12 protein-coding genes are annotated in these 13737 nt (G+C 61.3%); 7 read left to right on the forward strand and 5 right to left on the reverse strand.

Features of this window, described 5'->3' with window-relative positions; translation table 11 throughout:
* Positions 1–10 precede the first annotated feature (10 nt).
* The 5 genes from KIF87_RS04745 to iolB are packed head-to-tail and all read left to right on the forward strand — an operon-like array spanning position 11 to position 5834.
* Entirely contained in the window at positions 11–1039 is a 1029-nt protein-coding gene (locus KIF87_RS04745; protein WP_028014045.1) for an ABC transporter permease, read from the forward strand.
* An 8-nt stretch (positions 1040–1047) separates the two neighbouring features.
* A complete protein-coding gene (locus KIF87_RS04750) occupies positions 1048–2181 on the forward strand; it encodes a Gfo/Idh/MocA family protein (RefSeq protein WP_213328073.1) in 1134 nt (377 codons plus the stop codon).
* 12 nt (positions 2182–2193) lie between these two features.
* Positions 2194–4098, forward strand: a complete 1905-nt coding sequence (locus KIF87_RS04755; protein ID WP_213328074.1) for a bifunctional 5-dehydro-2-deoxygluconokinase/5-dehydro-2-deoxyphosphogluconate aldolase — start codon at positions 2194–2196, stop codon at positions 4096–4098.
* An 11-nt stretch (positions 4099–4109) separates the two neighbouring features.
* Complete coding sequence (iolE, locus tag KIF87_RS04760; protein WP_213328075.1) at positions 4110–5000, forward strand: myo-inosose-2 dehydratase; 891 nt, start codon at positions 4110–4112, stop codon at positions 4998–5000.
* 9 nt (positions 5001–5009) lie between these two features.
* Positions 5010–5834, forward strand: coding sequence for a 5-deoxy-glucuronate isomerase (gene iolB, locus KIF87_RS04765; protein WP_213328076.1), 825 nt, complete (start codon positions 5010–5012; stop codon positions 5832–5834).
* Positions 5835–5923: 89 nt separating this feature from the next.
* Here iolB and KIF87_RS04770 read toward each other — a convergent pair whose 3' ends face one another.
* Genes KIF87_RS04770 through KIF87_RS04780 form a run of 3 tightly spaced genes read right to left on the reverse strand, consistent with a single transcriptional unit; the run spans position 5924 to position 8427 of the window.
* A complete protein-coding gene (locus tag KIF87_RS04770) occupies positions 5924–6667 on the reverse strand; it encodes an alpha/beta fold hydrolase (protein ID WP_213328077.1) in 744 nt (247 codons plus the stop codon).
* Positions 6668–6678: 11 nt separating this feature from the next.
* Positions 6679–7146 carry a DUF6130 family protein gene (locus KIF87_RS04775; protein WP_213328078.1) on the reverse strand — a complete coding sequence of 156 codons (468 nt, stop codon included), beginning with the start codon at positions 7144–7146 and terminating at the stop codon, positions 6679–6681.
* Positions 7147–7197: 51 nt separating this feature from the next.
* Positions 7198–8427: an MFS transporter gene (locus KIF87_RS04780; protein ID WP_213328079.1), complete on the reverse strand. Its 1230-nt coding sequence runs from the start codon at positions 8425–8427 to the stop codon at positions 7198–7200.
* A 97-nt stretch (positions 8428–8524) separates the two neighbouring features.
* Here KIF87_RS04780 and KIF87_RS04785 point away from each other — a divergent pair, with 97 nt between their 5' ends.
* Positions 8525–9415, forward strand: a complete 891-nt coding sequence (locus KIF87_RS04785; RefSeq protein WP_213328080.1) for a LysR family transcriptional regulator — start codon at positions 8525–8527, stop codon at positions 9413–9415.
* Here the strand turns inward: KIF87_RS04785 and KIF87_RS04790 are convergent.
* Positions 9412–9582: a YfgG family protein gene (locus KIF87_RS04790; RefSeq protein WP_023333002.1), complete on the reverse strand. Its 171-nt coding sequence runs from the start codon at positions 9580–9582 to the stop codon at positions 9412–9414. The genes KIF87_RS04785 and KIF87_RS04790 overlap by 4 nt on opposite strands.
* Positions 9583–9952: 370 nt before the next feature.
* Between KIF87_RS04790 and KIF87_RS04795 the strand changes: the two genes are divergently transcribed.
* The gene (locus KIF87_RS04795; protein WP_213328081.1) at positions 9953–12193 is read left to right on the forward strand and encodes an EAL domain-containing protein; all 2241 of its coding nucleotides are present in this window, start codon (positions 9953–9955) and stop codon (positions 12191–12193) included.
* 4 nt (positions 12194–12197) lie between these two features.
* Here KIF87_RS04795 and ppx read toward each other — a convergent pair whose 3' ends face one another.
* Complete coding sequence (gene ppx, locus KIF87_RS04800) at positions 12198–13736, reverse strand: exopolyphosphatase (protein ID WP_121425173.1); 1539 nt, start codon at positions 13734–13736, stop codon at positions 12198–12200.
* Position 13737: the final 1 nt, after the last annotated feature.

The following is a 13737-nucleotide window of genomic DNA, read 5'->3' on the forward strand; positions in this document are numbered from 1 at the left end:
GGAGTTTCACATGACGCAGATGATTTCTAAAACGCAGGCCCCGGTCAAACGCGCCGGACGCATCGATCCCATCGCCTTCTTCGAGCGCTTCGGGGTGCTGATTTTCATGATCCTGCTGCTGATCTTCTTCCAGTCGCAGAACAGCAATTTTTTCTCTGAACGCAATATTTTCAACATCCTGACCGAAGTCTCCATCTACGGGATCATGGCCGTGGGGATGACCTTCGTCATTCTCACCGCCGGGATTGACCTCTCCGTGGGCTCCATTCTGGCGGTGTGCGCCATGACCGCGGCGTACGTGATCAAAGGCGACAACTTCACCACCGTTGACCCGAACGCCTGGGGCGGCATGAGCTGGCTGATCGGGCTGGGGATTTGTCTGGCCATGGGCACGGCGATTGGCTTCCTGCACGGTCTGGGCGTCACCCGCCTGCGCCTGCCGCCGTTCATCGTTACCCTCGGCGGGATGACCATCTGGCGCGGCCTGACGCTGGTGATTAACGACGGCGCGCCGATTGCCGGTTTCGACCCTGGCTACCGCTGGTGGGGGCGCGGGGAGCTGCTCGGCATCTCTATTCCTATCTGGATCTTCGCCATCGTTGCCGTCGGCGGCTATCTGGCGCTGCACAAAACCCGCTGGGGCCGCTTCGTCTACGCCATCGGCGGCAATCCGGAGGCGGCGCGCCTGGCGGGGGTGAACGTCAAGCGCGTGCTGGTCAGCGTCTACGTGCTGATCGGCTGTCTCGCAGGTCTGGCGGGCTTCATCCTGAGCGCGCGTCTGGGAAGCGCCGAGGCGGTAGCCGGGATCTCCTTTGAGCTTCGCGTCATCGCCTCGGTGGTGATCGGCGGCACCTCGCTGATGGGCGGCTACGGGCGCATCGGCGGCACCATTATCGGCTCCATCATTATGGGCATTCTGATTAACGGCCTGGTGCTGATGAACGTCTCGGCCTACTACCAGCAGATTATCACCGGATTAATTATCGTTCTGGCGGTGGCATTCGATACCTATGCCAAAAGCCGTCGCGGCGCACTGTGAGGATCACGATGAAAGAGGTTCGTATTGGATTAATTGGCACCGGGTATATCGGCAAGGCGCACGCTATCGCCTATGCCCAGGCCCCGACGGTGTTCAACCTGCGCGGCAGGCTGGTGCGCGAGATGGTGGCGGAAGTCACGCCGGAGCTGGCGGCAGCGCGCGCGCAGGCGTTTGGCTTCAACCGCTCCACGGGCGACTGGCGGGCGCTGGTGGCCGACCCGGCCATTGACGTGGTGGATATTTGTTCACCCAACCACCTGCATAAGGAGATGGCGCTGGAGGCGATCCGCCACGGCAAGCACGTCTACTCGGAGAAGCCGCTGGCGCTGAACGCCCACGACGCGCGCGAGATGGTCGACGCCGCGAAGCGGGCCGGGGTGAAAACGCTGGTGGGGTTCAACTACATGAAGAACCCGACCGCGCAGCTGGCGAAGGAGATTATCGCCCGCGGCGAGATTGGCGAGGTGATCCACTTCTACGGCACCCACAACGAAGACTATATGGCCGACCCGCTGTCGCCCATTCACTGGCACTGCTTTAAAGAGACCGCCGGGCTGGGGGCGCTGGGCGACCTCGCGGCGCATATCGTCAATATGGCCCAGTATCTGGTGGGGGATATTGAGCAGGTCTGCGGCGATCTGAAGATTGTGGTCCCGGCGCGCCCGGCGAAGGCCGGATCGTCAGAGATGATTGCGGTGGAAAATGAGGATCAGGCCCACGCGATAGTGCGTTTTGCGGGCGGTGCGCAGGGCGTGATTGAAACCTCCCGCGTTGCCTGCGGCCGCAAGATGGGGCTGTCGTACGTCATCACCGGGACGAAAGGCGCCATCAGCTTCACCCAGGAGCGCATGGCCGAGCTGAAGCTCTATCTGCATGACGATCCGGTGAACCGTCAGGGGTTCCGCACGCTGCTCGTTGGCCCCGCGCACCCGGACTACGCCGCGTTCTGCATGGGCGCGGGCCACGGGATTGGCTTTAACGATCAAAAAACGGTGGAGGTGCGCGACCTGGTGGACGGGATTGCCGCCGATGTGCCGATGTGGCCGGACTTCGAAGAGGGCTGGAAGGTGTCGCGCGTGCTGGACGCGATTGCGCTCTCGCACCGGGAAGGCCGCTGGCTGAACGTGAACGACATTGTCTGATGAGGTATCAACGTGGAAAAGCAGTTTGATGTGATATGCATGGGCCGCGTGGCGGTAGACCTCTACAGCCAGCAGATTGGTGCCCGTCTGGAGGACGCGTCGAGCTTCGCCAAATATCTCGGCGGGTCGTCCGGCAACGTGGCGTACGGCACCGCGCGTCAGGGTTTACGTTCGTCGATGCTGGCGCGCGTCGGCGATGAACATATGGGCCGCTTCCTGCGGGAAGAACTCAACCAGGTGGGCTGCGATACCAGCCATCTGATTACCGATAAACAACGCCTCACGGCGCTGGTGCTGCTCGGCATTAAAGACCGGGACACCTTTCCACTGATTTTTTATCGCGATAACTGCGCGGACATGGCGATTACCGCCAGCGATGTGGACGAAAGCTACATTGCCTCCGCACGTTGTCTTGCCATCACCGGGACCCACCTTTCTCATCCGCAGACCCGCGAGGCGGTGCTGACGGCGCTGGGCTATGCCCGCCGTCACGGCGTGCGCACGGTGCTGGACATCGACTACCGTCCGGTGCTGTGGGGGCTGACCGCCTTAGGCGACGGCGAAACGCGCTTTATCGCCGCCGATAAGGTCACCCGCGAGCTGCAGGAGGTGCTGCACCTCTTCGACGTCATTGTCGGCACCGAAGAGGAGTTTCACATTGCGGGCGGCAGCACGGATACCCTGCAGGCGCTGGGGCAGGTGCGCGCCGTCAGCGAAGCTGCGCTGGTCTGCAAACGCGGCGCGCTCGGCTGCTCGGTCTACACCGACGCCATTCCGCCCCGTCTGGACGACGGCCTGACGGTGACCGGCGTGCGCGTGGAGGTGCTGAACGTCCTCGGGGCGGGGGATGCGTTTATGTCCGGCCTGCTGCGCGGCTACCTGAACGACGAGGGCTGGGAGCAGGCGTGCCGCTACGCCAACGCCTGCGGCGCGCTGGTGGTCTCGCGCCACGGCTGCGCCCCGGCGATGCCGAGCAAAATCGAGCTGGATGACTATCTCTCCCGCGCTGCGAACGTGCCGCGCCCGGATCTCGACCCGCGTCTTAACCATCTCCACCGGGTGACCACCCGCCGCCGCAAATGGCCGGAGCTGTGCGTGATGGCCTTCGACCACCGTAGCCAGCTTGAGGATATGGCGATGCAGTGCGGCGCGTCGCTTAAGCGCATTCCGGCGCTGAAGCAGCTGATCCTGCAGGCCAGCCGCGAGGCGGCGAGCCGCGCGGGACTGGAGGGCAAAGCCGGCCTGCTGTGCGACGGCACCTTTGGTCAGGACGCGCTGAACGCGATCACCGGGGAAGGGTGGTGGATTGGCCGCCCCATCGAGCTGCCGGGCTCCCGGCCGCTGGAGATGGAGCACGGCAACATCGGCACCCAGCTTATCAGCTGGCCGCAGGAGCACGTGGTGAAGTGCCTGGTCTTCTTCCACCCGGAAGATGCCCACGGCCTGCGCCTGGAGCAGGAGCAGAAAATCGCCGAGGTGTACCACGCCTGCTGCCGATCCGGGCACGAGCTGCTGCTGGAGGTGATCCTGCCCGCCAGCATGCCGCGCAGCGACGAGCTCTACCTGCGCGCCATCTCCCGCTTCTACAACCTGGGTATTTACCCGGACTGGTGGAAGCTGCCGCCGCTTTCCGCCGACGGCTGGACGGCGCTGAGCGAGATTATCGAACGCCGGGACCCGCACTGCCGCGGGGTGGTGATCCTCGGCCTGGACGCTCCGGCGGAACAGCTGCGCGCCGACTTCAAAGCCGCAGCGGGGCAGGCGCTGGTGAAAGGCTTCGCCGTGGGGCGCACGCTGTTTGGCGATGCCTCCCGCGCGTGGCTGAAGCACGATATTGACGATGCGCAGCTGGTGGCGCGCATCCGGGACAACTACCTGCAGCTTATCGCCTGGTGGCGCGAGCGCGGACACGCATAATGGAGACGACAATGAGTGTGCAATTAGGCATTAACCCGCTGACGTGGACGAACGACGACCTGCCTTCTCTCGGCGCGGAGACGTCGCTGGAGACCTGTCTGAGCGAAGGGAAAGAGGCCGGTTTTGCCGGCTTCGAGCTGGGCAATAAATTCCCGCGCGAAGCGCGCCTGCTTGGCCCCATCCTGCAGCGCCACGGCCTGCAGCTGGTCTCCGGCTGGTACTCCGGCCGCCTGCTGGAGCGCAGCGTGGAGGAGGAGATCGCCGCCGTGCAGTCCCACCTGACGCTGCTGCGCGAGCTGGGGGCGAAGGTGCTGGTCTTTGCGGAAGTAAGCGGCTGCATTCACGGCGAGCAGCAGACCCCGGTTCACCTGCGCCCGCGCTTCCCGCAGGCGCGCTGGAAAGAGTACGGCGAGAAGCTCACTGAATTTGCCCGCTACACCCAGCAGCAGGGCGTGCAGATTGCCTACCATCACCATATGGGCACGGTGATTGAATCTGCCGACGACGTGGACAACCTGATGATCCACACCGGGGAGGCGGTTGGATTGCTGCTGGATACCGGCCATCTGACCTTTGCCGGGGCCGATCCGCTGGCGGTGGCGCAGCGCTGGGCGTCGCGCATCAACCACGTTCACTGCAAAGACGTACGCGCCGACGTGCTGGCGGACGTGAAAAACCGCAAAACCAGCTTCCTCGATGCGGTGCTGAGCGGCGTGTTTACCGTGCCGGGCGACGGCTGCGTCGATTACCCGCCGATTATGCGGCTGCTGAAGGCCCAGGATTATCACGGCTGGCTGGTGGTCGAGGCGGAGCAGGATCCGGCGATTGCCCATCCGCTGACCTACGCCCGTCTGGGGTATAACAACCTGAGCCGTCTGGCGCGCGACGCCGGACTGATTTGAGGAGGGGACATGTCACGTCTGTTATCACGCTGGCAACAGCCGAACGCGGAGGGGCGCACCCAGTCCGTCACGCCGGAAAGCGCCGGGTGGGGGTACGTCGGCTTTGAGGCGTATGAGCTGCAGGAGGGGCAGACGCTGACGCTGCCCGCCGTCCGCGAAGAGCGCTGCCTGGTGCTGGTGGCCGGACGCGCCTCCATCCGCACGCCTTCCGCGCAGTTTAACGACATCGGCGAACGGATGAGCCCGTTCGAGCGCATCAAGCCGTGGGCGGTTTACGTCACCCCGCAGGAGACGGTGCAGGTGAAGGCGCTGACGAAGCTGGAGCTGGCGGTCTGCGCCGCGCCGGGCAAAGGCACGTATCCGACGCGGCTGATTGCGCCGCAGGATATCGCTGGCGAAGCACGCGGCAAGGGCAACAACCAGCGTTACGTGCACAACATTTTGCCGGAAGACAGGCCTGCCGACAGCCTGCTGGTGGTGGAGGTGTGGACCAGCGAGGGCTGCACCAGCTCGTACCCGAGCCACAAGCATGACACGGATAACCCGCCGCAGGAGACCTATCTGGAGGAGACCTACTACCATCGCCTCAATCCGGAGCAGGGGTTCTGCATGCAGCGCGTTTACACCGACGACAGAACGCTGGATGAGTGCATGGCGGTCTACAACCGTGACGTGGTCATGGTGCCGAAGGGCTACCACCCGGTCGCGACGATGGCCGGGTATGACAGCTATTACCTCAACGTGATGGCCGGGCCGGTGCGTAAATGGATGTTCACCTGGGAGGAGGACCACGCGTGGATTAATCGGGATTATCCCGCGGAGAGGGGGGACTGAGACGGCCTTTCTTGTCGGGTGGCGCTGCGCTTACCCGACCTACGAAATCGTAGGCCCGTGCAAGCGTAGCGCCGCCGGGCGAATTTTTCTCAGTGCATCCGCCTCGCCTGCTCAATCGTCCGGGCGATAGCCTCCGGCTGGCTAACCATCGACACGTGGCTTGCCGCCACCTCGGCGGTTTTCGCGTGGATCGTCTTCGCCATCGCCCGTTCAAGATCGGGGTTGATCATTCGGTCATTCTTGCTGACCACATACCAGCTCGGTTTGTCATGCCACGCCGCGTGGGCAACCTTTTCACCAAACGCCTCGGCCTTAATCGGCCCCTGCGTGGCTGCAATCGTATCTTGAATGGCTGGCTTCACGTCAGGCGCGAAGTCCTTTCTGACGGCTCCTGTCGGCAGGTATAAATAGCCGTCCGCCGTTTTAGCGATGCCCGCGCTGCCCGGCGGGGCAGGATAGCTTCCTGCCAGGTCCGCCGTCGACTGGCCGGAATCCGGCGCGAACGCCGCCACATACACCAGCGATTTTACCCGCGCATCGTTGCCCGCCTCGCTAATCACGGTGCCGCCCCAGGAGTGGCCCACCAGAACCACGTCACCCTGCGCACGGGCGATGGCCCGTTTTGTGGCCGCAACGTCATCCTTAAGCGAGGTGAGCGGGAGCTGGACGGCAATGACCTCTGCGTGCTGTTTCTGCAAAAGGGTAATCACCTTATTCCAGCTGCTGCCGTCGGCAAACGCGCCGTGGACCAGCACGACGCTGGTTTTACTCTGCGCAAAGGCGCTGGCGGAAAGCGCCAGCAGACCTGCCGTCACTACAGACAGTGCTTTCATCTTCAGACTCCTTAAAAGTGATGGACCGCCGCGTGGGGCGGGACGGTGAATTCAACGGTTTTGTGGTCGAGCGGCTTATGCGTCGGGTCGGCCAGAATAAGGGTCACCTTGTGTTTACCGGCGGGCAGCCCCACCAGGATCACCGGCTCTCCGCTGGCGTCAGCCCAGTGCCACGGCTCGTCATCCACCACCACGTGAATGTGACCGATGCGCGGGGTAACCCTGAGCGCTTCGGGGCCGAACACCGGCTCGATGCGCAGGTTTTCGGCACGGTACTGAATAAACACCGCGCCTTTGCTCAGCGGCCCGGCAAGCGGCGGATCGACGATCAGCTTTGCGGGCGGCTGCGGCTGCGCCAGCGGCGCAACGGCGGCGGGGCCGTTAACGTCCTCGGCGCTCAGTTTGTCCAGCGGTGTGCCCTGGGCATGGGCTACAGATGCCAGGGCAAGCAGGGGGATTAGTGCATAGCGACGAATCATCGGTCTCTCTCCTCATCGGTTCTGAATGGCGACAGGGAAAGAAAACCATTTTTATGTATCGGAGATATTTGCCGGAGGCGGCGTTTTGTACCCGTTTGTCAGCGTGGCGCTCTGGATACAGTGCGATACGGTTTGCCTGCCGGGACGGCGCACAATCGCTATCGCCAGCCCGGCAATCACCAGCGTCAGCCCCGTTGAAACCCACATTGCACCTGCGATCCCCAGCGTTTTATTCAGCCACGCATAGGCAAACGGTGAGGCTGCCGCCATCAGCTGGCCGGGGATCAGCAGCATGCCGGTGCGGCGGGCATAGCTTTCGGTACTAAACAGCTCCAGCGGCAGCGTGGCTTTCACGATGGTGACCAGCCCGTTGATGGCGCCATAGCCCAGCACAAACCCGGCCGCACACCACGCAAACAGGGCGCTGCTCATCCCCAGAAGGAAGCAGAGCGGCATGGCGAGCGCGGTAAAAAGCGTGAGTTTGAAGGGGGTTAAGCGGGCACCCGCCAACACTTCCAGCGAGCGAGCGCCCGTCTGGCCGATCCCCCACAGCATGCCGATGGCGACCGGCAGGCCGAAATGGGCAATAAACTCCGGCAGATGGGTGGACGTGCCGTTAGAGACAAAGGTGATGAGGGCAATGAAGGCGGCATAAAGCCAGCCGTTACGCCGCTCGTTGTTCAGCGGCGGCGCGGTGACCTTTTTCGTCACCGCCAACCGCTGCCGGGGAAGCGTTCTTATCAGCGCCGCGCTTAGCAGGCCGAAGAGAGCATAGACGCGCAGCGCCTCCTGCCAGCTCATCACCTGAAGCAGAGCATCGCCCAGCGGCCAGAAGACGGCGGAGGCCAGCCCGCCCGCCAGCGTGACGCGTGAGATTGTTCTTCGCGCCTGCTGCCCGTAGAGGTTCACCAGCGCGGCGAACAGCGCATCGTACAATGACAGGCGCATCCCGACGCCGGTGACCAGCCAGGCGCAGTACCAGCCAAAAAGCGTCTGGGTATAGGCCATCCCTGCGCAGCTTGCGGCGATCAGCAACGTTCCGCTCATCACCACCGTCTGACCGCCAAAGCGTGCCAGCAGGCGGGCGATAAAGGGGGAAACCGCCGCCATTACCAGCATCGCCAGCGTCAGGCCGAGGTAAATCTGCGGGGATGACCATCCCCGGTCGGCTGCAATGGCCAGCGCAAAGGTGCCGGGCATATAAAACGAGATCCCCCAGTTGATGAGTTGATTACATCCCGCCATGAGGGCGAGGCGGCGAGGCAGGGCAGGTGTTTCCATTATTTTTCATTCCGCTATGCAGTTGTCCTGAGCATAACTCGCGCGGTATTGTGCTGGCAGGGCAGCAACCTTATGCGCGGTATAAGAGAAACTTTGAATGACGACGCTTAATCTGGGCTATCTCGCCACGTTCCGTCTGGTGATCCAGCGCGGCAGCTTTTCAGCGGCAGCGGATGTGCTGGGCATTTCCCAGCCCGCCGTCAGCCTGCAAATACGCCAGCTGGAGCAGTTTCTGCAAACGCGGCTGGTGGAGCGGACTGGGCGGGGGATTAAGGCAACGGCCGCCGGGCAGGCATTGCTGGTGCACGGGGAGCGTATTCAGCAGGCGGTGGATGACGCTATCCGGTCCGTGAGCGCCTTCAGCCACGGTGTGAGCGGCACCATTACGCTGGGTACGGGGGCTACGGCCTGCATCCATCTTCTGCCGCCGCTGCTGGAGAAGCTGCGCCGCGACTATCCGCTCCTGAGCGTGGGAGTCACGACGGGCAACACCCTCGACATCGTCAGGGCCATCGAAGAGAACCGTCTCGATATGGGGCTGGTGACGCTGCCGGTGAGCGGCAGAGCGCTGGACGTCATGCCGGTGATGGACGAAGAGTTTGTCTTTATCGCGTCGCGGGAGCAGCAGGATGCTTTCAGGGCGTTCACCCCGGAGGCGCTGCACGCTCAGCCGCTGATTGCCTTTGAATCAGGCAGCGGCACCCGGGCGCTGATCGACGGCTGGTTTGCAGCCAGTGGATTAGCGATCGCGCCGGCGATGCAGCTTGGCAGCATTGAGGCGATCAAACGCATGGTTCGCGCGGGGCTGGGCTACAGTATTGTGCCGCGAATGGCGGTCGAACAGGATACCGATCGCGAAGGGCTATGCGTGATGTCGCTTACGCCCGTGCTGCAGCGGCAGCTGGCGGTGGTGATGCGGCAGGATAAAATCCTCAGCAAAGGGATAGCAGGCATTATTCGGATAGTGCAAAACCATCCGGCGGCCTAGCGGTCAGCGGTGTCGACGGTCAGGCTGGACTGCTGCGACTGGGTTTTGTCCTGATGGTGATACCAGGCGCCAATCGAAGAGTAAACGAAGCGGCCAAAGAAAAACAGGAAGCTGATGAGCAGTATGATGCGGGTCATTCGGGTGTTAAATTGATGTCGTTTGCGCATACGCGTGACCTGATTCACTCTGTTTATCCTGGATAAGCCCTTTTGGGCGATAAGGATATTAAGGCACAGCGGGAAGGTGGGGTCAATTCTGCTGTGTGTAAATAACCGTCAATGTTTACATTAATTAATGTTATTGAAATTAATTAATGCATTTACCATATTGATAATATGAAGAAAATAATTTCAAAAAAACGCCGCAAAAAGATATTTGCGTAAATTAGTTTGATTTAAGTCAACGGGTTCCCGGCCCTGATATTTAAAATCCTTCCTCCACACTGTTCGCCCCGCACGCCGCCGGGCGGCGCGTACGTCAGGTTGGATGCCTGTCTTTATTTTCCCTCTGGAGCGAAAGGGGTTTAACCGGGCATCTATGAACATTCTCGCTTTACTGAAAAAAAATGAAAACCGCTGGTGGGCACTGCCGCTTATTTTGCCTGTGGTTTTACTTCCCGTGCTGAGCGTTGCGAATACGTTCACGCAGCTGGGCGACGGCATTGTGGCACTCTATTATTTACCCCTCTCATTTTTGCTTTCGCTGATGATGTTCTTTGGGCTGGAAGCGCTGCCCGGGATCGCATTGTCGCTGTTTATCCGCTACTACCCCTCGGTCGGCATGTTCGAAACGGTCGCCGGCGTACTCCATTTTATCGTCCCTTTGGTGCTCAGCTGGGGCGGCTACCGGGTGTTTGCGCCCAGACGGAATATGACCGCGTACGGCGATATCCGGCTGATGGCGCAGCGTATCTTCTGGCAGGCCTTCTGCCCCGCGACGCTGTTTCTGGTGCTGTTTCAGTTTGCGGTGTATTTAGGCGTGTATGAGAGCCGACAGAGCCTGGCGGGATTAAACCCTCTCAATATACGCACGCTCATCAACTATCAGACGCTGCTGGTGAGCGGGCTGACGGGCGTGCCGCTGAGCTATCTGCTGATCCGCCTGATTCGCCATCCGCGTTATGTCAAAAGCCTTGTTTCGCAGATCCGTTCCCAGATAGACAAAAAGGTGACGATCGTTGAGTTTCTGGTGTGGGCTATCGCGCTTGGCGGGCTGCTTTCGCTGCTGCTGCTCCCGATGAATGAAAACAGCTCCATTTTTACCACTAACTACACCCTGTCGCTGCTGATGCCGGTGATGCTCTGGGGCGCGATGCGCTTTGGCTATAAGCTGGTGTCGCTGATCTGGATACCGGTACTGCTGGTGTCTATTCACTATTTTTACCGCTATATCCCGGTGAACCAGGGGTATGACATTCAGCTGGCGATCACCTCTTCCAGCTACCTGGTCTTCTCGTTTGTGGTGATTTATATGTCGATGCTGGCGACCCGGCAGCGCGCGGTGAACAAACGCTCCCGCAGGCTGGCGCTACTCGACCCGGTCGTCCATATGCCTAACCTGCGGGCGCTGTCGCGCGAACTGGCGAAAAACCCGTGGTCGGCGCTGTGCCTGCTGCGGATTCCGGAGCTGGAAATTCTGGGCCGAAATTACGGCGTATTGCTGCGCATTCAGTACAAACAGCAGCTGGCGCAGTGGGTCAATGGCACGCTCCAGCCCAATGAGCAGGTCTATCACCTGACCGGGTACGATATGGCGGTACGGCTCAACGCGGAATCGCACCAGCAGCGGATTGAGGCCCTGGACGAGCATATCAAACAGTTCCGCTTTGTCTGGGACGGCATGCCGCTGCAGCCGCAGGTGGGCGTGAGCTATTGCTATGTCCGGTCCCCGGTTAACCATCTTTATCTGGTGCTGGGTGAACTGGGGGTGGTTGCCGATCTGTCGCTCTCCTCCAACCATCCGGAAAATCTTCAGCAGCGTGGGGCGGTCCATTTGCAGCGCAGCCTGAAGGATAAAGTCGCGATGATGAGCCGCCTGCAAAAGGCGCTCGATAACGACGAATTTGCCCTGCTGGTTCAACCCGTTCGCGGCCTGCGCGGCGATCGCTATCACGAAGTTCTGCTGCGGATGCCGGATATCAACGGGCTTTTGATCTCTCCCGACCAGTTCCTGCCCGTCGCTCAGGAGTTTGGCCTCTCCTCGCGGGTGGATTTGTGGGTGCTGGAGCATACCCTGCGCTTCCTTGCCGCGCATCGCGAAAGACTGCCCGGCCAGCGCTTTGCTATTAATCTGGCCCCATCGACCGTGTGTCGGGTGCAGTTCCCGCTTGAGGTCAGTCGCCTGCTGGCGAAATACGCCATTGAGCCGTGGCAGCTGATTTTTGAGGTGACGGAGTGCAGCACCTTCGGCAGCGGGGAGCAGGCGCTACATATTCTCCAGCAGCTGCAGAAAATGGGGGTACGCATTGCGATTGATGATTTTGGTACCGGGTATGCGAGCTATGCGCGGCTGAAAAGCGTGGATGCCGACATTCTCAAGATTGACGGCAGCTTTATCCGCAATATCGTCAACAATAGCCTGGATTATCAGATCGTGGCGTCTATCTGCCATCTGGCGCGCATGAAGAAGATGCTGGTGGTGGCTGAGTACGTCGAGACGGAAGAGATACGTAGCGCGGTTCACGCGCTAGGCATCGATTATGTGCAGGGCTATCTGATTGGCAGGCCGGAACCGCTTGAGTCACTGCTGGAAGCTGAGGCGTCCACCGCGGACGCCTGAGCCGTTACGCGGCGACGTCGGCGCTCTCTTCTTCAATTTTGAGCAGCCAGCCGGTGACCGCTTCCCAGTACTGCTGCTCTTTTTCCAGGTCCAGCAGGACCAGCGCGTTCTGGCTGAACCAGTCGTGCGGGAAGCTCAGCGTCCAGTGATGGTCGTCGGTTTTCAGCTTCAGCGTAGGCGGCGTGGTGGTGGCCTGGCGCTGGTTATTGAGCAGCACGCCCAGGCGCAGCAGCTGAATAAGCGGCAGGAACTGCTTCTTCTTGAACAGCGTGAAGCGCGGCAGATCGTCGAGCTTGATGGCCTTGCGGTGATAGCGCACCAGAGTCGCCATCATTGTTTGCTGCTCCTGGTTGAAGCCGGGCAGATCGCTGTTTTGCAGAATGTAGGCCGAATGGCGATGCATCCCGCTGTGGTTGATGTTCAGCCCCACCTCGTGCAGCATCGCAGCCCATTTCAACAGCGCGGCAAGCTGCGGGTGCGCAAGCTTCGGATTTTGTTCTTCCCACTGTTCGTACATCTGCACCGTGGTTTCCAGCACGCGCTTCGCCTGTTCGCGGTCGATATTGTACTGGTTGGCCAGGCTTTGCGCGGTGCGGCTGCGGATATCCTGATGGCGGAAGCGGCCTTCCATCTCATACAGCACGCCTTCACGCAGCGCGCCGTCGGAGAGACGCAGCTCCTTAATCGCCAGCGCATCAAACACGCCGCACAGGATCGCAAGCCCCGGTACGAAGACTGATTTGCGCTCATCGGACAGGCCCGGCAGGCTCAGGGCGTCGAAGCTTTTATGCTTCAGCACCTCTTCGGTGAGCAGAGCCAGGCGTTCAGGGGTAATAATCCCGTCTTTTTCACCCATCGCCAGCAGCACTTCATGCGCGGCTTTAATCGAGCCGGACGCGCCCAGCGCCACGTTCCAGCCCTGGATACGGTACTGCCACGCCAGGTTTTCCAGCTTCTGAACGGCCGCCATACGCGCACGCTGGAAGTTCTCGCGGGTGATGGTGCCGCCCGGGAAATACATCTGCGCGAAGCTGACGCAGCCCATACGGCGGCTTTCCACCAGGCGCGGCTCAAAGTCTTCGCCAATCACCAGCTCCGTTGAGCCGCCGCCGATATCGATAACCAGCTTGCGCCCTTTCTCCGGCTGGGTGTGCTCAACGCCCATGAAAATCAGACGCGCTTCCTCGTTGCCGGAGATGATCTCAATCGGGTAGGGGATCACCTTTTCGGCCCGCTTGAGGAACTCGGGGGCGTTCAGGGCCTGGCGCAGGGTGTGGGTGCCCACGATGCACACGCTGGAGGGCGAGAAGCCCTGCAGGCGTTCCGCAAACAGCGACAGGCAGTTTAACCCGCGCTCCATTGCCTCTTCGCTGAGCATGCTGCGTTCATCAAGGCCATCCGCCAGGTGCACGCGCTGCTTCAGGCGACCGATGATCTGCAGCGCGCCATCCACCTCACGGGCGATGACCATGTGGAAACTGTTAGAGCCAAGATCGACCGCGGCGAATTCCTGCGGGCGTGGGGTCTTATCATTTATCGGCATA

Origin of the sequence: Enterobacter sp. 120016 (assembly GCF_018383635.1) — a bacterium.
Lineage (GTDB): Bacteria > Pseudomonadota > Gammaproteobacteria > Enterobacterales > Enterobacteriaceae > Enterobacter > Enterobacter asburiae_D.